We start from the raw sequence: 19,275 nt of genomic DNA, 5'->3' as shown, positions 1-19,275 counted from the left end.
GTGTTCCTCCTTCCTTGCGAGCGCATCGCCTATGCCGACCCCTGGACGCAGCCCTTCGCGGTGCGGCTGGCGCTGCTCGGCCGCGGCAGCCGCCGCGTCGCCTATTTCTACGAGCAGCCGGACACCAGCACCTTCCGCTACCGCGTGTGGAACATGATCGAGGCGCTGCGGGTGGCGGCGCCGGACGTCGGCGCCGCCTGGTTCTCGACCGGGGACCTCGAGCACGCCGACGCGATCCTGGGCGCCTGCGACGCCCTGGTGGTCTGCCGCGCGCGCTACTCGGTCGGCGTCGCGCGCCTGATCGCCGCGGCGCGAGCCCGCGGGCGCCGGGTGCTGTTCGACGTGGACGACCTCGTCTTCGACGACCGCTACGTGCAGCTCGTGCTCGAGACGCTCGACAACCCCTGCGGCGAGGCGGACATGGACCACTGGTTCGCCTATTTCGGCCGCCTCGGCGCGGCGATGCGGCTGTGCGAGGGCGTCATCGCCACCAACGAGTACCTGGCCGCGCGCGCCACCGCCTTCTGTGGCCTGCCGACCGCCGTCGTCCCCAACTTCCTCAACGCGGCGCAGCTCGAGGCCTCGCGGCGGGCGCTGGAAGCCAAGCGCGCCTCGGGCTTCGCGCGCGACGGCCGGGTCCACCTCGGCTACTTCAGCGGCACGCCGACGCACAACCGCGACTTCCAGATCGTCGCCGGTGCGCTGGCCCGGCTGATGCGGCGCGATCGGCGCCTGGTGCTGCGCCTGGTGGGCTTCCTCGACCCCGGAGAGGCGCTCGCGCCCTTCGCCGACCGCATCGAGCGCCACCCGCTGCAGGACTTCCTGAACCTCCAGCGGCTGATCGGCGAGGTCGAGCTGAACCTGGTGCCTCTGCAGGACAACGCCTTCACCAACTGCAAGTCGGAGCTGAAGGTGTTCGAGGCCGCGGCCGTCGGCACGCTGAGCGTCGTCTCGCCGAGCTTCACCCTGCGCCGGGCCGTCGCCGACGGCGAGACCGGCTGGCTCGCGCCGGCGCAGGGCTGGGAGGAGGTCCTGGAGGGCGCGATCGCCAGCCTCGACACCGCCGCCTACCCGACGATGACCGAGGCGGCGCACTCCGCCGCACTCACGCGCCACGGCCCGGCGGCGCAGGCGCCGGCGATCCTGGCGGCCATCTTCGGCGGCTGACGCGCTGTCCACCCGGCGCCCGAGGGGGCATCACCGCGGGCCCGGCGGCGAGCCGGGCCATCCTCGGCCGCGCGAAGCGCGGACCCGGCCGACCATGCGCCCCTGGGCGGCGACCCGATTGCCCGAGCGGCGGGCGCGAGACGCCGGTCGCGCCCTGGTGAGCCCGCGGCCTGCCGGAGCGGCTCGGGGACGCCGGCCGGGCCGCCGCCCCGGGCACGCTCAGATCCGCACGCGGTCCGGCGCCACCCAGCGCAGCGCCTCCGGCCAGATCACCTCGGCCGGCGTCACCTCGCGCCCGAGCCGCCCCATGCCGCGGAGCTGGTCGATCGCGAGCCGGACGTTCGCCACCGTGTCCTGCGTGATGTTCAGCCGGTGGTCCACCTTGGTCATCAGCTCGGCGACCAGCGCGCGGTCCTGGCGGAGGAAGCGTGCCACGTGCCGCACCGCCTCGTCGCGGTTGCTCCGGATGAACTCGGTCGCCTCGATCATCGCGCGCAGGAAGCGCTCGGTCGCCGGGCGATTCTCCTGCGCCCAGCCCCTGTTCATGTACATGAAGTTGCGGATGATCTGGATCGTCTCGTTGCTGACCAGGATGCGGGTGTTGGGGATGGCGCGCAGCCCCCGGGTCAGCCAGGGCTCCCACACCGCGTAGGCGTCTATGTTGCCGCGCTCGAGCGCGGCGACCATCTCCGGCGCCTCGACGTTGACGATCGTGTAGTCGGCCGGGTTGAGGTTCAGCTTGCTGACGACCGAGAGCCAGAAGGTCTCGCTCCCCGTGCCGCGCGCGACTCCCACGCGCTTGCCCTTCAGCTCCTCCATCGAGGCGATGTTGCGCCCGAGCACGCCGATCCAGCGCAGCAGCGCCACGCCTTCGGCGACCACCACCACGTTCGGGTCCACGATGTGGGCCGAGACGCCGGCCTGCTCGGCGCCGTAGGCGGCGTTGATCTGGTTGCCGATCAGGAAGGCGACCATCGCGCTGCCGGACGGGCCGGTGTTGACCGTGACGTCGAGCCCGTTGCGCTCGAAGATCCCGCCCTCCCTCGCGACGTAGAACTGCGCGAAGGAGGGGTCCACGCCGGTGGCGATGGTCATCCGGATCGGCGCCTGGGCGCGCGCCAGCGCGGGCGCGGCGAGCAGCGGCAGCGCGGCGGCGAGCGCGGAGCGGCGGGTCGGCATGGCGGACGTCCTCCCTTCTCGGTTCACATCGTCGGGTTGAAGCGCCCGGCGAAGGCGCGGATGGCGAGGCGGAACAGCCGGTCGGTGGCGAAGCCGAGCAGGCCGAGCGCGACCAGGGCGACGAAGATGTCCTCGATCTGCATGAACAGCCGCGCGTCCCAGAGCATCTTGCCGAGCCCGTCGTTGGAGGCGACCAGCTCCGCCGCGACGATGGTGACGAAGGAGTTGGCCATCGCCAGCCGCATGCCGGTGAGGATGTAGGGCACCGTCGCCGGCAGGGCGACCAGCCGGAACACCTGCAGGCGCGTCGCGCCGAGGCACTGTGCGGCGCGGATCTTGTCCCGCCCGACCGCGCCCACCCCCGCGGCGGTCGCGATGACGACGACGAAGACCGTGGTGTAGGCGATCAGGAAGACCTTGCTCTCCTCGCCGATGCCGAACCAGATCACCGCCACGGTGATCATCGCCACCGCCGGGATGAAGCGGAAGAACTCGGTCCAGGGCTCGAGCAGCGCCCGCACCGGGCGGAAGCTGCCGATGGCGAGGCCGATCGGGATGCCGGCCGCCGAGCCGATCAGGAAGCCCTGCAGGATGCGCCGCAGCGAGGCGCCGACCTGCTCCTGCAGGATGCCGTCCGCGATCAGCGCCGCCGCCCGCTCCAGCACCGGCAGCGGCGGCGGGAACAGGGCGGAGCGCACCAGCAGCGTCGCCGCCAGGTGCCAGAGCGCGAACAGCAGCGCGAAGCCAGCGAGATAGCCGGCGACGGTAGCGGCGCGGCCGTTCATGGCCGCGCCATCTCCTCGTGGATCAGCGCGTGCACCCGGCGGAAGACGGCCATGAAGGCGTCGGAGGTGCGCTCGCGCGGGAAGGGCAGGTCCACCGGCAGCACGGCCTTGAGCGTGCCCCCCGGCCCGCGCGTCATCACGCCGATGCGCGTGGCCAGCGCGCAGGCCTCCTCGATGTCGTGGGTGATGAACAGCACGGTCTTGCCCGTCCCCGCCCAGATGCGCGAGAGCTCGCCCTGCAGCGTCGCGCGGGTCAGCGCATCCAGCGCGCCGAAGGGCTCGTCCATCAGCAGGATGCGCGGGTCGTTCGCCAGCGCCCGGGCGATCTGGATGCGCTGCTTCATCCCGCCCGAGAGCTCCGACGGGTGCTTGCCCCCCTGCCCGGCGAGGCCGACCAGCTCGAGGAAGCGCTGCGCGTGCGCCCGCCGCGCGCGCCGCCCCATCCCGCGCAGCCGCGGGCCGAAGGCGACGTTGTCGAGCGCGCTCAGCCAGTCGTAGAGGCTGTCGTGCCCCTGGAAGACCACGCCGCGGTCCGCGCCGGGCCCCTTCACCTCCCGCCCGTCGAGCAGGATGCGGCCGGCGGTCGGCGGCTCGAACCCGGCGACCATGTTGAGCACCGTGGTCTTGCCGCAGCCCGAGGTGCCGAGCAGGCAGAAGAACTCCCCCTCCGCGAGGTCGAGGGTGAAGTCGCGCACCGCCTCCCAGGCGCCGCCGCGCCCGCGGTAGGTCTTGCCCACGCCGTCGAGGGAAACCAGCGCCACGCGCCTCGCCCGCCCCTTGTCGCCCGTGCGCACTCTAGGGGAAGGACGCGGGCGGGCAACCGGGCTTCACGCCCCCCGGCGCCCGGTCTAGAACGGGCGACGCAGCAGCACCCATCGGGGAGACGCCCAGCATGATGCTCGAAGGCAAGGTCGCCGTCGTCACCGGCTCCGGCGGCGGCATCGGGCGGGAGATCGCGCTCGCCATGGCCGCGGCCGGCGCCAAGGTCATCGTCAACGACGTCGGCGCGAGCCTCTCGGGCGAGGGCCCGACCTCCGCCACCCCCGCCGAGCAGACCCGGGAGCTGATCCGCCAGCGCGGCGGCCAGGCCGAGATCTCCACCGACAGCGTCGCCGACTGGGCCAGCGCGCAGAAGATCGTCCAGGCGGCGCTCGACCATTTCGGCCGCATAGACATCGTGGTGAACAATGCCGGAATCCTGCGCGACCAGATCTTCCACCGCATGACGCCGGAGGAGTGGCTGGCCGTCATCGGCGTGCACCTGAACGGCAGCTTCTTCGTCTCCCGCGCCGCGGCGACGCACTTCCGCCAGCAGCAGTCCGGCGCCTATGTCCACATCACCTCGACCTCGGGCCTGATCGGCAACTTCGGCCAGGCGAACTACTCCGCGGCGAAGCTCGGCATCGCCGCGCTGTCCAAGTCCATCGCCCTCGACATGGCGCGCTTCAACGTGCGCTCGAACTGCATCGCGCCCTTCGCCTGGTCGCGCATGACCAGCTCGATCCCGGCCGAGACGCCGGAGCAGAAGGCGCGCGTCGCCAAGATCCAGCAGATGGGGCCGGAGAAGAACGCGCCGATGGCGGTCTTCCTCGCCTCCGACGCGGCGAAGGAGGTGACGGGGCAGATCTTCGGCACGCGCCACAACGAGATCTTCCTCTTCTCGCACCCGCGCCCGGTGCGCTCCATCCACCGCTCCGAGGGCTGGACGCCGGAGCTGATCGCCGAGCACGCCCTGCCGGCGCTGAAGACCGCCTTCGCGCCGCTCGACCGCAGCGGGGACGTCTTCAGCTGGGATCCCGTCTGAGGCCGGCGCGCATCGCCGCCGCCGGTGCCGCGCTCCTGTCCGGCGCCGCGGCGGCGGAGGCGCCGCCGGAGCTGGTCCGCGCGGCGGAACTGCTGCCGCCGAGCGCCGAATTCGCGATCGTCCGGCGCTCCGCCGTCTGCGCCTTCGCGCCGGAGGTGCGCCACCTCGACCGGCTCCCCTCGGCGCAGCCCTGGACCCGTCCGGCCGCGATCGTGCTCTTCGACGGGCTGCCCGGGCAGCCGCCGGGCACGCGCGCGGTGCTGATGCGCCCGACGCGCGAGGCGCTCGCCCGCCAGGTCGTCGCGCAGGCGCTCGCCGCCGGCGAGGCGCGACCGCTCGACCGCCGCCTCGCGCCGCTCGACACGGCGGCGCGGACCGCCGCCTATCTCGCGCTGTTCGTCCCTCCGCCGGCCGATCCCGGCGCCACCGCTTCCTGCACCGCACCAGGCCAAGGCCCGTGACCAGCTCCGCCCCTTCCCTCGCCAGCGCCCTGCTCAATCCCCGCCGCATCGCCCTGATCGGCGCCTCCGGCGATCCCTCGCGCGTCACCGCGCGGGCGCAGATCTACCTGCGCAGGCACGGCTTCGACGGCGATCTCTACCCGGTGAACCCGCGCGCCGAGACCGTGCTCGGCGAGCGCGCCTTTCCCTCCCTCGCCGAGGTCCCGGGGCCGGTGGACCTCGCCTACATCCTGCTCGGCACCGCGCAGGTGGAGGGGCAGATCGCCGCGGTGGCGGCGAAGGGCGTGCCCGTCGCGGCGGTGCTCGCCGACGGCTTCGCCGAGGCGGGCCCCGAGGGCCGCGCGCTCCAGGACCGGCTGGTGGCGGCGGCGCGGGCGGCCGGGGTGCGGCTGCTCGGCCCCAATTCGATGGGCGTGGTCAACCTCCGCGCCCGCACCGCCTGCAGCGTCAACGCGGCGCTGGAGGCGGAGAGCCTGCCCGCCGGGCGGCTCGCGCTGGTCTCGCAGTCGGGCTCGATGATGGGCGCGATCCTGTCGCGCGGCGCGGCGCGCGGCATCGGCTTCTCGCACCTGGTCGGCACCGGCAACGAGGCCGACCTCACCGCCGGCGAGATCGCCGCCATGCTGGCGGACGACCCCGAGGTGGACGCGGTCCTGCTGTTCCTCGAGGCGATCCGCGGCGCGCACCACTTCGCCGAGGCGGCGCGCCGCGCGCACGCCGCCGGCAAGCCGATCATCGCCTACAAGCTCGGCCGCAGCCCCTTCGGCGCGGAGCTCGCCACCAGCCACACCGGCGCGCTGGCGGGCTCCGACGCCGCCGCCGACGCCTTCTTCCGCGCCCACGGCATCGCGCGCGTGACCACGATCGAGGCGCTGCTCGAGCTGCCGCCGCTGCTGATCGGCCGCAGGCCGCTCGCCAGGCCGCGCCGCGCGGTCGGCGTGATGACCACGACGGGCGGCGGCGGCGCGATGGCGGTGGACTGCCTCGGCGTCGCGGGGATCGAGGCGCGCCCGCCCGACGCCAGGGCCGCTGCCCTGCTCGCCGCGGAGAAGCTGCCGCACCACGGGCGCCTGATCGACGTCACCCTGGCCGGCACCAGGCCGGAGCGCGTCGCCGCCGCGCTCGGCGCCCTGCTGGCGGCGGAGGACACCGACCTCGCCCTCTCCGTCGTCGGCTCCTCCGCGCAGTTCCGCCCGCACGACGCGGTCGCCGGCATCGTCCGCGCGGCCGAGGCGGCGGGGCGCGGCGGCAAGCCGGTCGCGGCCTTCCTCGTGCCGCAGGCCGACGCCTCGCTGCGCCTGCTCGCGGAGGCCGGCATCCCCGCCTTCCGCACCCCCGAATCCTGCGCCGACGCGATCCGTGCGTACTGCGACTGGCGCGCGCCGCGCGCGGCGCCGCCGCTCGCCCCGATCGCGCACGCCCTGCCGGCGGCGCCCGACGAGGCCGATGCGCGCCGCCTCTTCGCCGCCGCCGGGCTCGACACGCCCTTCGCGGTGGCCGCCGATCCCGGCGCGCTGCCCTCCGAGGCGCGCTTCCCGGTGGCGCTGAAGATCCTCTCGCCCGACCTCGCCCACAAGACCGAGGTCGGCGGCGTGGCGCTGGACATCCCCGACGCCGCGGCGCTGCAGCGCGAGGCCGCCGCCATGCTCGCGCGCGTGCGCGCCCGCGCGCCGGCCGCACGGATCACCGGCTTCCTCGTCCAGCCCATGGCGAGGGGCCTCGCCGAGGCGATCCTCGGCTTCCGCCGCGACCCGGAGGTCGGCCCGCTGGTGCTGCTCGGCGCCGGCGGCGTGATGGCGGAGCTGTGGCGCGACACCACGCTCCGCCTCGCCCCGGTCACCGAGGCCGAGGCGCGGGAGATGATCGCCGAGGTGCGCGGCCTCCGCCCGCTCGCCGGCTGGCGCGGGATGCCGCGCGGCGACCTGGAGGCGCTGGCCCGCGCCGTCGTCGCCGTCTCCCGCCTCGCCGCGCTGCCCGAGGTCGCCGAGGCCGAGGTCAACCCGCTGATCGTCGGCCGCGAGGGCGAGGGCGTCATCGTCGCCGACGCCTGGGTGGTGCGCGCCTAGGGCCCCTTCCCGCGCGCCGCGCCCGGTGCGAGGCTGCGGCCCATGGACCCCGCCGCCCTCCTCGCCGCCCGTTACGGCGCCGCGCCCTTCGCCCCGCCGGCCGACCTGCCGCCGGCGCTGCTCGCGCTGCTCGACCGGCGCGTGACCCGGCGCTACCGGCCCGATCCGGTGCCGGAGCCCCTGCTCGACACGCTGCTCGCCGCCGCCCAGTCGGCGCCGAGCAAGTCGGACCTGCAGCAGTACAGCATCGTCGTCACGCGCGACGCGGCGAAGATCGCCAGGGTCGCCGACTGGATCGGCACCATGCCCTGGATCAGGGACGCGCCGGTGTTCCTGCTGTTCTGCGGCGACATGCGCCGCGGCCAGCGCCTCTGCGCGCTGCACGGGCGCGAGCACGCGAACAACAACCTCGACACCTTCCTCAACACCGCGGTGGACGCCTCGCTCGCCATGGGCGCCTGCATGGCCGCGGCGGACGCGGCGGGCCTCGGCACCTGCCCGATCAGCTACGTGCGCAACCACCTCGAGAGGATCGGCCCGCTCTTCGGCCTGCCGAAGGGGGTCTATCCGGTCGCCGGCCTCACCCTCGGCTGGCCGGAGGCGCGCAACGCCGCCTCCGTGCGCCTCCCCCCGCGCGCCGTGGTCCACCGCGAGCGCTACGACGACGCGGCGTTCCCCGAACTGGTCCGCGAGTACGACGCGCGCCGCCCGCCGGCGCGCCCGCGCTACCCCGAGATCCACGGCCCCGCCCCGCAGGGCTGCGTCTGGAGCGAGAACGCCGCGCGCCAGCTCTCCGTGCCGGAGCGCTACGGCTTCGCCACCTGGCTGCGCGGGCGGGGCTTCGACCTTGCCTGACGACGCCGCCCGTCCCGCCGTCGAGTCCCCCGCCGCCGACAATCCCGGCGGTGCCGACGCCGAGGGCTTCCGCCCGCCGCGGTCGCGCCCCGTCCATCCGCGCAACGCGGCGACGCTGATCCTCTGGCGCGCGAGCGCCCGGGGCGGCCCCGAGGTGCTGATGGGCCGCCGCCACGCGCGGCTGCGCTTCATGCCGAACCTGATGGTCTTTCCCGGCGGCCGCGTGGACCGCGCCGACCACCGCGCGCCGGCGATCTCCGAGCTGCGCCCGCAGACGCGGCGGATGCTGGAGCTGCGCGCCGGGCCGTCGCTCGCCCGCGCCCTCGGCATCGCCGCGGTGCGCGAGCTGTTCGAGGAGACGGGCCTGGTGCTCGGCGAGCGCCGCGGCGGGCGGGTCGCCGCCGACCTCGCGCGCCTCGACTATCTCTGCCGCGCCGTGACGCCCGCGGACCGGCCGATGCGATTCAACGCCCGCTTCCTCGTCGCGCCGGCGGAGGCGGCGCACGGCACGATCACGGGATCGGGCGAGCTGGAGGATCTCCGCTTCCATCGGCTGGACGAGCTCCACGCCCATCCGGTCGCCTCGATTACCCGCATGGTGCTGGACGAGTTCCGCACCTGGCTCGCCCTCAGTGAACGGCAGCGCGCCCGGCGCGACCTGATCGTGTACAGCGGCAAGGACCATCGGCGCGCCGAGCGCCGAACACCGGCCACCTCCCGTTCCGGCGACGACATTTCTCGTTGACGGACCGTGCCGGTTCTTGCACCCTTTTCGCGTGTCCTTGGTTCGGGGAGCGTGCGCATGACCGACAAGGTCTTCTTCATGCCCTTCGATCCTCGCCATCCGGGCTTCGTCTTTGCGCAGTTCGAGTATGGTTCGACGAAGGGCGGCATGGACAAGAACCAGGTCCAGATTGATCACGAACTGGCGAAGGGCCACCGCGCGATCACGGTTTGGTGGCGGCCGGGCAAGAAGAACCCCTTCATCGCCGGCATGTCGGACGGACAGATCTATATCCGCGGCCACGGCATGCCCGGCTACAAGTCAATCGAGGGCGGTCGCGGCGGCGAGCGGGTGGACTACGACGTCGTGGTGGACCGCCTGCTCGAAAGCGGCCTGCGCAAGACCTTCGCCGGCAAGATCAAGTGCTACAATTGCCATAGCGCGGAGTTTGGGGACACTCTTGGGAGCGCCGATCCCGAGCTGGTCGGCACGCCCTTCGCCCAGCTCGTCGCCGACGAGCTCTACGCCCGTGGCGTTCGGAACTGCACCGTCTTCGGCTACTGGGGCGCGATTGACAGCTTCGTCAAGGACGGCTCGGAAGGGCGCCACAAATACGTCCGGGTGAAGCAGCTCGTTGACGGAAAGGTGCAGCAGGTGGAACGCGGCCGGGCGAGCGAGGCGCGCTACCAGTTCTTCGGCCGCCCGCGGCCGAAGAAGCCCGGGTTCTTCAAGCGCCTCTTTGCCTGACCGGCGGCTCCGGCTCTAGCGCGCCGCCCAGCCCGGCCCGTCGCGCTCGACGACGCCCTCGCGCTCCAGCTTGATCAGGTGCGCGAGCAGGCTGCGCGCGGCGCCGCGCACCAGGCGCGGATCGAGCTCCGGCCCGTAGACCGGCGGCACCAGCGCCTCCGGCGTCGCCCCCGGCCCGGCCCGGCGCAGCGCGTCGAGCACCATCGCCTCGCGCTCGCGCCGGTGCGCCGCGAGCGCGGCGACATGGGCGTGCGGCTCCGGCAGCGCCGGCCCGTGGCCGGGCAGGTAGAGCCGGTCCGCCTCGCCCCGCGCGGCGAGCTTCGCGAGGCTCGCCATGTACGCCGTCATGTCCCCGTCCGGCGGCGAGACGACGGAGGTGGACCAGCCCATCACGTGATCGGCGCTGAACAGCACGCCGGAGGCGCCGTCCATCTCGAGCGCGAAGCAGAGGTGGTTGGCGCAGTGGCCGGGCGTGTGCAGCGCGGTCAGCCGCCAATCGGCCCCTTCCAGCACCGCCCCGTCGGCGAGGCGCCGATCGGGGATGAAGGCGTGGTCGCCCCCCTCCCCGCCCTCGCCCGCCGGCGTCATGTGCGGCCCGAAGCCGTGCGTCGGCACGCCGCCGCCGAGCGCCGCGACCAGCCCCGGCACGCCCTGCGAATGGTCGTGGTGCGTGTGCGAGACGAGGATGCGCGTGATCCGCTCCCCCTCCGTCGCGCGCAGGATCGCCGCGCGGTGCGCCGGGTTCTCCGGCCCCGGGTCGAGCACCGCGACGTCGCCGCCGCGCCCGATCAGGTAGGTGTTGGTGCCGCGGAAGGTGAACGGCCCCGGATTGCCGCAGAGGATGCGGCGCAGGCCGGGCGCGATCTCCTCCACCGCGCCGGGGGGCAGCGGGTCCTCGCGGCGGAACGGGATGCTCATGGGGGTGCCTGTCCTCTCCTCCGCCTCGCCAGGACCAGCTCGCGGTGCAGGATGTAGAGTCCGGCGGCGACGATCAATGCCGCCCCGAGCAGCATGGTCAGCGTCGGCGCCTCGCCCCAGATCGCCCAGCCCAGCGCCACCGACCACAGGATCGAGCTGTAGGAATAGGGTCCGAGGGCGGAGACCTGGGCGCTGGCGTGCGCCTCCGTCAGCATCACCTGGGCGACGCCGCCGACCAGGCCGATGCCGAGGATCAGCAGCACGTCCCCCCGGCCCGGCGCGACCCAGACGAAGGGCAGGATGGCGGCCGTGAAGGCGGTCATCAGCAGCGACTGCCAGAGCACGATCGTGGCGCTGCTCTCGGTCGCCGAGAGCTGGCGCACCAGCAGCGTCGTCCCGGCCGAGAACACGCCGTGCAGCACCGCCACGACGACGCCGAGCTGCACCAGCGGCGGCATCGGGGCGCCGCCCTGGAACGCCCCCTTGCCGAGGGCGATGACCAGGATTCCCGCGAATCCCACCAGCACCGCCGACCAGCGGTGGATCCCCACCCGCTCGCCGAGGAAGGGGATCGAGAGGACGGTGACGAACAGCGGCGTCGTGTAGGTCAGCGCCGTCTGCTCGGCGAGCGGCAGCACGGTGAGCGCGAAGAAGCTGCTCGCCATGGCGAGCGTGCCGGTGCAGGCGCGCAGCAGGTGGCCGGGGAAGCGCCTCGTGCGCAGCAGCGCCGCGACCTCGCCCGGGCGCCGCGCGCGGCGCAGCGCGATCGCCATCACCACGGGGATCGCGAGGGCGTTGCGGAAGAACATCACCTCGACGAAGGGGATGCGGCCGCCGAGCTCCTTCACCATCGCCGACATGAGGGTGAAGAGCGCCGTGGCGGCGAGCATCAGGGCCGCGCCGCGGCGGATGTCGTGGCGGAGGGAGGAGGTCACGGAGGCACCCTGGGACCGAGCGGGCGGACGCGGCGGCCGCCCGCGGCGGCGCCGGCCCGTGCGGGCGGCGTCCGCGCCTGCCCGCAACGGGGCATCCTACTACAGGAAACGGCGCCGGCCGCCCCCCGCGGGAAACGCGAGTCGCCCCCGCGGAATCAGCCCCTTGGCGCCGCTCGCGCGGCCGCCTCCTGCCGTGCCGCCGCCCGCCTCACCCGCTCGCGATGCAGCGTGTATAGCCCCGCAGCGACCACGATCGCCGCGCCGCCGAGCGTGGTCCAGGACGGCACCTCGGCCCAGATCAGGAAGCCCAGCACCCCACCCCAGAGCAGCGGGCTGTACTCGAAGGGCGCGAGGACCGAGACCGGCGCGAGCGCGAAGGCGCGGCCGAACAGCACGTGCGCCAGGGCGTTCGCCGCGCCGAAGGCCGTCAGGGCGGCCGCCGCGCCGAGGCTCGGCACCCACGCGCCCGAGGGCGGCGGGAAGACCGGCAGCAGCGCCAGACCGACCGGCACGTGCGCGACCATCAGCCAGAAGGCGATCGCCGCCGGCGTGTCGCTGCGGGCCAGCACCCGCGTCCAGATCCGCGTCACCGCCATCGCCGCCACCGCGACGAGCAGCACCGGCGTCTCGATGCGCCAGAGATCGCCGCTCGGCTGGAGCATGACGAGCACGCCGCCGAAGCCGACCAGGGTCGCGGTCCAGCGCCGCCATCCGACGCGCTCGGCCAGCATCGGCACCGCGAGCACGGTCATCAGCAGCGGCGCCGTCGCGGCGACGGCATAGGAATCGGCCAGCGGCATGCCCTGCGCCCAGGCCCAGTACCAGGCGCCGGACACGGCCGTGTGCAGCAGGCTGCGCGCCGCGAGCAGGCGCCGGTCGCGCGGGAACAGGCCGCGCCCGCGCGCGAGCAGGGCGACGCAGCCCGCGCCGATCACGCCGCGCCAGATCATCGCCATCGCCGTGCCGACCTCGGGCAGCGCCCATTTCACCGCCGCGTCGGTGCCGGAGATGACGAAGTAGGCGAGCGCCACCAGCGCGATGCCGCGCATCGTCTCCTCGCCGCCCGGCGCCAGCGGCGAGACAGCGGGAGGGGCCGCCGTGGCGCCGGGTCGGGTCGCGCCCGGTCCGGCGCCGGGCGCGTCAGGCAATCCGTGCCTCGACCTGCATGCAGGTGGCGCCGGAGTCGTCGCGGGTCTCGGCGCGGCCGATCTTGCCCTCGAAGGTCCCCACCAGGTCGAGCCGGCGGTCGGCGAAGGCGGGCCGCCGGCCGCGGAAGGAGAGGCCGGCCAGGCGCGCGCCCGCCGGCAGGTGGTCGAGCAGGTGCTGCGCCAGCAGCGTCGCCTGCAGCGGCCCGTGCACGACGAGGCCCGGATAGCCCTCCACCTGCGTCACGTAGGGGTGGTCGTAGTGGATGCGGTGCCCGTTGCCGGTCAGCGCCGAGTAGCGGAACAGCAGCACCGCGTCGGGGGTCAGGCTGGCGGTGAAGGCGCCCGGACCGGGCGGCGGCGCCGGCTCGGCGGGGCGCACCGCGGCGCCCTCGGTGCCGCGGTAGACGATGTCCTGCTCCTCGGTCAGCGCGAGGCCGCGCGGGCCGGAGACCTCGTAGCGCACGGTGACGAACACCAGGCGCCCGGATCCGCCGGTCTTCTCCTCCACCTTGAGGATGGTGGCGACGCGGCGCACGCGATCGTCGATGCGGAGCGGCGCCTCGCCGAATTGGAGGCGGCCGCCGGCCCACATGCGCCGCGGCAGATCGTGCACGGGCGGCAGGAAGCCGCCGCGCCGCGGGTGGCCATCCGGCCCGAGCTCCTGCGGCGGCCTCCAGTCCTGGAACAGCATCCAGTGCCACAGCAGGGGCAGCGTACCGTCCGTCGGCGCGGCGCGGCCGAGCGTCGCCGCCATGCCGGCGACCAGCCGCGGATCCACCCGGTCCTCGCGCGTCTCGCTGCGGCCGACGTATTCCTGGTAGGACACGGCGCTACTCCTCCCGCACGAACAGCCTGTAGCCCTCGATCTCTCCGACCGGCCGATAGCGCTCCCAGGTCTCGGCGAACAGGGGGTGGCGGGTGAAATACTCGATGAAGTCGAACTCGCCGTCGCACCAGGGGATGCCGGGATTGCGCGAGACCAGGACCGCGGCCGGCGGCGTGCGGGCGAAGTCCTCCGCCACCGTGCGGTAGACGAAGAATTCCGCGCGGCTCATCTCCCAGGTCTCGCGGTAGCGCGCGGCGTCCTCCGGACAGGTACGGTAGACGCCCTGCAGCAGCCAGAGGTTCATGGTGCGCAGCGTGGAGCGCGAGCGCGCATAGTTCAGCGCCGGATAGACGGGGTAGATGTCGGGGCTCAGCACCAGCAGGCGCTCGCCATAGGCCTCGCGCTTGAGGAAGGCGGCGATGCGCCCGGCGCGGTCGCCGTGGAACCACAGTTCGCGCCAGGGTGCCTCGCCGCCATGCGCGGCGTAGAGGGCGAGGCCGATGGTGGCGATCGCGGCCGCCGCCGGCGCGGCCGCGGCGCCACGGTCGCCGCCGCGCGCGGCACCCGGCCCGCCCCCGGCCGCCAGCGCGCGGTCGAGCCAGCGCGAGAGCGCGGCGGCGGCGGCCCCGGCGGTCAGCATCGTCACCGGGAGGGCGTGATAGGTCCAGCCCTTGTGCTGCACGACGGCGGCCACCAGGGCGCCGACGGCCGCCGCCGCGAGGACCTGGGCCAGCGGGCCGGCGCCGCGCCGCAGCGCCACCGGCAGCACCGCGGCGAGCGCCAGGGCGGCCGGGCCGAGGATCGGGGAGATCAGCACCTCCCACGCGCTGTACCCGCCGATGTCGAGGTAGTAGGCCCAGACCAGCGGCACCACATGGCCGAAATAGTCGGGAAAGAACACCGGAATGGCGGCGAGGTAGGCGAGCCAGAGCGCCGCCATCAGCCAGGGCACCGGATCGCGCAGCGCCCGCGCCGGCCCGCGGTGCAGCAGCACCACCGCCTCGACCAGCGCCGGCACGGCGAGGAAGTGCGGCTTCAGCGCGAATCCGAGGGCGGCGAGCAGCGCCACGCCGAACGCCAGGCGGCGCGGCGGCGGCGCCACCCCCTCGATCCGCCGCGCGGCGAGCGCGCAGTAGGGCAGCGCCGCCACCGCCATCAGGTGCTCGCGCTGGGCGAAGTCGTAGGCGGCGACGACGCAGATCGTCGGCACCATGGCACGCATCACCGCCGCCTCGACCGGCCCCTGCCGCGCCAGTCCGGCCGCGCCGCGCAGCAGCGCCGCCGTCAGCCGCCAGGACAGCGCGCAGAGGCCGAGCGCGCAGAGCAGCAGCGCCTGCACGGGATCGAGCGGCGTCCAGGCCGCGAGCGCCGCCGGCACCAGGGTCAGCACGAAGATCAGCGGCGGGTTGACGTCGATCAGGTCGCGGTAGAGCCGCTCCCCGGCCAGCCAACGCTCGGCGAAGTTCAGCACCGCCGCCACGTCGTGGTTCAGCGGCGGCGCCAGGATCACGAGGAGATAGAGCAGCGCCGGCGCGAAGGCCGCCCAGCGCAGCAGCCGCGCCTGCGCCGCCGCGAGGTCGAGCGCGCCGCCGAGCGCGGCGCCTGCCCCCGGCGGCAGGCCGGCCGCGGCGGTCGCGTCGTCGCCGCGGATAGCGAGCGAGGCGGCGTGGGGCTCAGCGCGCGCGGGGCGGGGGGACGGGCTCATGCCGACGACGCAATATCCGATCCGCGGCTCGATTTCCGCAACCTCGATCATCGGCCGCGCATTGCGGCGAGCATGCGGCGGCCCTGCGGCGGCGCCATAGCAGGGGCTGCGCGACCGGGCGACCGCTCCCCGGCGGGGGGCCCGCCGCCGCGTCTTGTCCGCCAACCGGGCGGGTGCCACACCACCGCCCGTGGAGACGGCCGAATACGCCCTGATGGACGTCGTCGAGGACCGGATGTGGTGGTATCGCGCCGTCCACGCCCGGGTGCTCGACGCCCTCGCCCGCCGCCCCGGCGACCCGTCGCGGCCTGTGCTCGACGCCGGCTGCGGCACAGGCGGCCTGCTGCGCCGCCTCGGCGAGCGGTACGGCGACCGCCGCCTCCTCGTCGGCGTCGAGTACTTCGAGCCCGCCGCCCGGCGCGCCCGCGCCAAGTCCGGCGCCGCGGTGGCCGTCGGCGACGTCCATGCCCTGCCCTTCCCCGACGGCGCCTTCGGCGCCGTGCTGAGCGTGGACGTGCTGTGCCACCGTCTGATCGAGCCGGAGCGCGGCCTCGCCGAGATGCGCCGGGTCCTCGCCCCGGGCGGGACGCTGGTGCTCAACCTCCCCGCCTTCGAGTGGCTGAAGAGCGCGCACGACCGGCGCGTGCACAACGCGCGCCGCACCACGCTCCGCGCCGCCCGCGCCCAGCTCGCCGAGGCCGGCTTCGCCCGCATCGAGGCGCGCTACTGGAACGCCCTGCTGCTGCCGCTGATGGTCGTCCAGCGCAAGCTGCTTGCGGCAAGGGAGGAGGCGGCGAGCGACGTCGCCCCCTATCCGCCATGGTTGGACCGCACGCTGCACGGCGTGACCGAGCTCGAGCGGCGGCTCGCCGCGCTCGGCCTGCGATATCCCGCGGGCGGCTCGGTCCTGCTGGTCGCGACGCGGCCGTGAGGAAGGATCGCTGAGCCCATGCCCACGCCACCCGCCCCCGGCACCCCCCCCGATGCCGGCGCGCACCCGGTCGGCCTCTCGATCGTCGTCCCGGTCTATCGCGGCGAGGCGACGATCGGGAAGCTCGTCGAGGCGCTCTCGGCGCTGCGACCCGCGGGCGGGCTCGAGATCGTGCTGGTCAACGACGGCAGCCCGGACAATTCGGGGGAGGCGTGCCGCGCGGCGCAGGACCGCGCGGCGGTGCCCGTCACCTACATCGAGCACGCCCGCAACTTCGGCGAGCACAACGCGGTGATGACCGGCCTGCGCCACGCGCGCGGCGCCTACGTCATCACCATGGACGACGACCTGCAGAACCCGCCGGAGGAGGTGGTGCGCCTCTACGACCACGCGCGCCTCGGCGGCTGGGACGTCGTCTACACGCGTTACGCCGAGAAGATGCACGAAACCTGGCGCAACCTCGGCAGCCGCTTCGCCAACTGGGTGGCCGACCGGCTCCTCGACAAGCCGAAGGGCCTCTACCTCTCCTCCTTCCGCTGCATGAGCGCCCTGGTGGTGCGGGAGGTGACGAAATACCGCGGCCCCTACCCCTACGTGGACGGGCTGATCATGCAGGTCACGCAGCGCATCGACTCGATCGAGGTGAAGCACTACGCGCGCGCCGAGGGCCGCTCCAACTACACGCTGCGCCGCCTGGTGCGACTGTGGCTCAACCTCGCAACGAACTTCTCGGTGCTGCCGCTGCGCCTCGCGGTCTTCGCAGGGGCGGGCATGGGCGTGCTCGGCCTGATCGGCGCGGCGATCGTGATCGTCGAGGGGCTGATGGGGCACACGCCCTCAGGCTGGGCCTCGACGATGACGATGATGCTGCTGATCGCCGGCGTGCAGTTCCTGATTCTCGGCGTGCTCGGGGAGTATGTCGGGCGCGCCTTCCTCTCCGCGAACGGCAAGCCGCAGGGCGTGGTGCGCGAGGTGGTGCCGCCGCGGCCCGCCGCGCCGCTCGCCGCAGCCGCGGACCGCGCCGAACCCGGCCTGGCCTCGCCGTGAGCGCCGCGCTCCACTGGCTCGCGCTGGCCGCCGCGATCGGCACCTCGCTGGTCGGCCAGGTGCTGCTGAAGATAGGCGCCTCCGGCTCGGTCCACGCAGCGGGCGGCTTCCTCGACCAGATGCTCCGCTGGCAGACCATGGTCGGGCTGGTGTGCTACGGCGGCGCGGCGCTGCTCTACATCGTCGCGCTCCGGCGCATCCCGATGAGCGTGGCGCTGCCCAGCACCGCCGCGGGCTATGTGGTGATCGCGCTGATCGGCCACTTCGCGTTCGGCGAGCCGATGAGCATGCAGCGGGTGGCGGCGATCACGCTGATCTGCCTCGGCGTGGTGCTGCTGGCGAGCGCGTGACCGGGCGCGGCGGCGCCGCGCCCCGCGGCATCCTCGTGGTCGCCGCGGCCGCGCTGCTTGGCGGCTGCGCGGCGCCGCCGCCGGTCGCCGCCGCCGGATGCCCGGAAGGCGCGCGGGCCGCGACCGTGCTCGAGGCCTATTTCGGCCGCTCCGGCCCGGCGGAGGCGCCGCGCGTCTCCGAGGCGGCGTTCGCGCGCTTCCTCGCCGAGGAGGTCACGCCCCGCTTCCCCGAGGGACTGACCGTGCTCGACGGCCTGGGGCACTGGCGCAGCCCCGCCACCGGACGCATCGCGCGGGAGCGGAGCAAGGTGCTGGTCCTCGTGCTGCCGGAAACCGACGAGGCGGCGGCGCGCGCCCGCCTCGCCCCGGCGACGGCGGCCTATGGGCAGCGGTTCCGCCAGGAATCGGTGCTGGTCGTCACCCGAACCGCCTGCGCCAGCTTCTAGGCGCCGCCGCTCCCACGCTCCATCTGCGGGCGGACACGGCCAAGAAGGGTCGCCCTCTAACCTCCGCCCCGCATGGCCGCCGCGCGGCGGCGGATCTCCTCCGGCGACACCTCCTCGACATGCGTCGCGACGTGCCAGACATGCCCGAACGGGTCGCGCAGCGTGCCGCCGCGGTCGCCGTAGAACTTCGTCTCCACCGGCTGCATCACGGTCGCGCCTTTCGCGAGCGCCCGCGCGAACACGGCGTCCACGTCCTCGACATAGAGGTGGATCGTCACCGAGGCCGTCTCGCCCCGCGGCGCCACGAATTTCCCCTCCGGCCAGGGGTCGGCGAGCATGATGACGGACTCGCCGATCTCGATCTCCGCATGGCCGATCCTACCGCCCGGGGCGGGCAGGCGCATGCGCTCGAGCGCGCCGAACACCTCCGCGTAGAAGGCGAGCGCCCGCTCGGCGCCCTCGATGGCGAGATAGGGCGTGACGCGCGGATAGCCGGGCGGGATCGGCGGCACGCTGGCGGCCATGGCATCCTCCTGAATCCGGTTGACCCCTGATGCGCCGACTTTGCCGCGGCGATCGGTCGGAATCAAGAACAATAAGGGAACATGCGCGTGGCGCCGGCAGCCGCCGGGCGCCCCGGCGCCGTCCACATGACCTCGGAGGTCATCGAATTCCTGGCGCTCCCATGCGCCACTCCTCCGCACGGACGGAATCACGTCCCGAGCGGTGGAGGATGCACGATGCACAGGCGAAGCGCGCCGCGTTCGGCCGCAATCGCGACGGTCGGCGCCGCGATGGCAGCGCCAGCGAAGGCCCAGGGCATGCGCTCAGGCTACCTGCCGGGCGCGCTCGCCATCGTCGTCTCGCTCCGCGTCAAGCCGGAGCGCGAGGCGGAATTCCTGCACCTGCTCACCCCCGTGCTCGACGCCATGCGGCACGAGGCAAGCTTCATCGACGCCGCGCTGCATCGCGATCCGGAGGATCCGACGCATTTCATGCTCTACGAGACCTGGGCCGCCCGCCGCGACCTGGTCGAGGTGCAGATGAAGCGCCCCTACCGCGCCGCCTACGAGGCGCGCCTGCCCGAGCTGCTGCGCGAGTCGCGCCGGGCGACGATCTGGCAGCCGCTGCGCGGCGACTTCGCCGGGCTCGCCACCCGCCGCTGAGCGGAGGACCGGGTT

At 74.3% G+C, this 19,275-nt stretch carries 21 protein-coding genes; 12 read left to right on the top strand and 9 right to left on the bottom strand.

The window, feature by feature from the left end; all coding sequences use genetic code 11:
- Positions 1-1,167, top strand: coding sequence for a glycosyltransferase (locus tag IEX99_RS20095; protein ID WP_188903631.1), 1,167 nt, complete (start codon positions 1-3; stop codon positions 1,165-1,167).
- 219 nt (positions 1,168-1,386) lie between these two features.
- Here IEX99_RS20095 and IEX99_RS20090 read toward each other — a convergent pair whose 3' ends face one another.
- Genes IEX99_RS20090 through IEX99_RS20080 form a run of 3 tightly spaced genes read right to left on the bottom strand, consistent with a single transcriptional unit; the run spans position 1,387 to position 3,892 of the window.
- The gene (locus IEX99_RS20090) at positions 1,387-2,346 is read right to left on the bottom strand and encodes an ABC transporter substrate-binding protein (protein ID WP_188903629.1); all 960 of its coding nucleotides are present in this window, start codon (positions 2,344-2,346) and stop codon (positions 1,387-1,389) included.
- 23 nt (positions 2,347-2,369) lie between these two features.
- Positions 2,370-3,131 (bottom strand): ABC transporter permease, encoded by a 762-nt coding sequence (locus IEX99_RS20085; protein ID WP_188903627.1) that lies wholly within the window; start codon positions 3,129-3,131, stop codon positions 2,370-2,372.
- A complete protein-coding gene (locus IEX99_RS20080; protein WP_188903625.1) occupies positions 3,128-3,892 on the bottom strand; it encodes an ABC transporter ATP-binding protein in 765 nt (254 codons plus the stop codon). The genes IEX99_RS20085 and IEX99_RS20080 overlap by 4 nt, the downstream gene beginning before the upstream one ends.
- 131 nt (positions 3,893-4,023) lie before the next feature.
- Here IEX99_RS20080 and IEX99_RS20075 point away from each other — a divergent pair, with 131 nt between their 5' ends.
- From IEX99_RS20075 to IEX99_RS20050, 6 genes are all read left to right on the top strand, one after another.
- On the top strand, positions 4,024-4,935 hold the full coding sequence (locus IEX99_RS20075) for an SDR family NAD(P)-dependent oxidoreductase (RefSeq protein ID WP_188903623.1): 912 nt from the start codon (positions 4,024-4,026) through the stop codon (positions 4,933-4,935).
- 155 nt (positions 4,936-5,090) lie between these two features.
- The gene (locus tag IEX99_RS20070) at positions 5,091-5,396 is read left to right on the top strand and encodes a hypothetical protein (protein WP_188903621.1); all 306 of its coding nucleotides are present in this window, start codon (positions 5,091-5,093) and stop codon (positions 5,394-5,396) included.
- Positions 5,393-7,462, top strand: a complete 2,070-nt coding sequence (locus IEX99_RS20065; RefSeq protein ID WP_188903619.1) for an acetate--CoA ligase family protein — start codon at positions 5,393-5,395, stop codon at positions 7,460-7,462. Before IEX99_RS20070 ends, IEX99_RS20065 begins: the two co-directional genes overlap by 4 nt.
- Positions 7,463-7,504: 42 nt before the next feature.
- Positions 7,505-8,317 carry a nitroreductase family protein gene (locus IEX99_RS20060; RefSeq protein WP_188903618.1) on the top strand — a complete coding sequence of 271 codons (813 nt, stop codon included), beginning with the start codon at positions 7,505-7,507 and terminating at the stop codon, positions 8,315-8,317.
- Positions 8,310-9,062: an NUDIX hydrolase gene (locus IEX99_RS20055; protein ID WP_188903616.1), complete on the top strand. Its 753-nt coding sequence runs from the start codon at positions 8,310-8,312 to the stop codon at positions 9,060-9,062. Before IEX99_RS20060 ends, IEX99_RS20055 begins: the two co-directional genes overlap by 8 nt.
- Before the next feature lie 57 nt (positions 9,063-9,119).
- A complete protein-coding gene (locus IEX99_RS20050) occupies positions 9,120-9,788 on the top strand; it encodes a hypothetical protein (RefSeq protein ID WP_188903614.1) in 669 nt (222 codons plus the stop codon).
- Positions 9,789-9,803: 15 nt separating this feature from the next.
- Here the strand turns inward: IEX99_RS20050 and IEX99_RS20045 are convergent, their stop codons facing one another.
- The 5 genes from IEX99_RS20045 to IEX99_RS20025 all read right to left on the bottom strand — a co-directional run bounded on the left by IEX99_RS20045 (position 9,804) and on the right by IEX99_RS20025 (position 15,371).
- Entirely contained in the window at positions 9,804-10,706 is a 903-nt protein-coding gene (locus tag IEX99_RS20045; RefSeq protein ID WP_188903612.1) for an MBL fold metallo-hydrolase, read from the bottom strand.
- On the bottom strand, positions 10,703-11,641 hold the full coding sequence (locus IEX99_RS20040; RefSeq protein WP_229678171.1) for a DMT family transporter: 939 nt from the start codon (positions 11,639-11,641) through the stop codon (positions 10,703-10,705). Before IEX99_RS20040 ends, IEX99_RS20045 begins: the two co-directional genes overlap by 4 nt.
- 155 nt (positions 11,642-11,796) lie before the next feature.
- Positions 11,797-12,690, bottom strand: coding sequence for a DMT family transporter (locus IEX99_RS20035; protein ID WP_188903610.1), 894 nt, complete (start codon positions 12,688-12,690; stop codon positions 11,797-11,799).
- 91 nt (positions 12,691-12,781) lie between these two features.
- Entirely contained in the window at positions 12,782-13,615 is an 834-nt protein-coding gene (locus tag IEX99_RS20030) for an FAS1-like dehydratase domain-containing protein (protein WP_229678170.1), read from the bottom strand.
- Between the two features lie 4 nt (positions 13,616-13,619).
- Complete coding sequence (locus IEX99_RS20025) at positions 13,620-15,371, bottom strand: hypothetical protein (protein ID WP_188903608.1); 1,752 nt, start codon at positions 15,369-15,371, stop codon at positions 13,620-13,622.
- A 139-nt stretch (positions 15,372-15,510) separates the two neighbouring features.
- Here IEX99_RS20025 and IEX99_RS20020 point away from each other — a divergent pair, with 139 nt between their 5' ends.
- Genes IEX99_RS20020 through IEX99_RS20005 form a run of 4 tightly spaced genes read left to right on the top strand, consistent with a single transcriptional unit; the run spans position 15,511 to position 18,094 of the window.
- Positions 15,511-16,251 carry a class I SAM-dependent methyltransferase gene (locus tag IEX99_RS20020; RefSeq protein ID WP_188903606.1) on the top strand — a complete coding sequence of 247 codons (741 nt, stop codon included), beginning with the start codon at positions 15,511-15,513 and terminating at the stop codon, positions 16,249-16,251.
- 18 nt (positions 16,252-16,269) lie between these two features.
- Positions 16,270-17,298 (top strand): glycosyltransferase family 2 protein, encoded by a 1,029-nt coding sequence (locus tag IEX99_RS20015; RefSeq protein WP_188903604.1) that lies wholly within the window; start codon positions 16,270-16,272, stop codon positions 17,296-17,298.
- Positions 17,295-17,648: a DMT family transporter gene (locus IEX99_RS20010; protein ID WP_188903602.1), complete on the top strand. Its 354-nt coding sequence runs from the start codon at positions 17,295-17,297 to the stop codon at positions 17,646-17,648. The genes IEX99_RS20015 and IEX99_RS20010 overlap by 4 nt, the downstream gene beginning before the upstream one ends.
- A complete protein-coding gene (locus tag IEX99_RS20005) occupies positions 17,645-18,094 on the top strand; it encodes a DUF3574 domain-containing protein (RefSeq protein ID WP_229678169.1) in 450 nt (149 codons plus the stop codon). The genes IEX99_RS20010 and IEX99_RS20005 overlap by 4 nt, the downstream gene beginning before the upstream one ends.
- Before the next feature lie 56 nt (positions 18,095-18,150).
- Here the strand turns inward: IEX99_RS20005 and IEX99_RS20000 are convergent, their stop codons facing one another.
- Entirely contained in the window at positions 18,151-18,618 is a 468-nt protein-coding gene (locus IEX99_RS20000; protein WP_188903600.1) for a VOC family protein, read from the bottom strand.
- A 297-nt stretch (positions 18,619-18,915) separates the two neighbouring features.
- Between IEX99_RS20000 and IEX99_RS19995 the strand changes: the two genes are divergently transcribed.
- The gene (locus IEX99_RS19995; RefSeq protein ID WP_188903598.1) at positions 18,916-19,260 is read left to right on the top strand and encodes a putative quinol monooxygenase; all 345 of its coding nucleotides are present in this window, start codon (positions 18,916-18,918) and stop codon (positions 19,258-19,260) included.
- Positions 19,261-19,275 lie beyond the last annotated feature (15 nt).

Origin of the sequence: Caldovatus sediminis (assembly GCF_014644455.1) — a bacterium.
Classification (GTDB): Bacteria; Pseudomonadota; Alphaproteobacteria; order Acetobacterales; family Acetobacteraceae; genus Caldovatus; species Caldovatus sediminis.
Note: the sequence above shows the minus strand (reverse complement) of the source record. Positions and strands in the feature narration are given on the sequence as shown.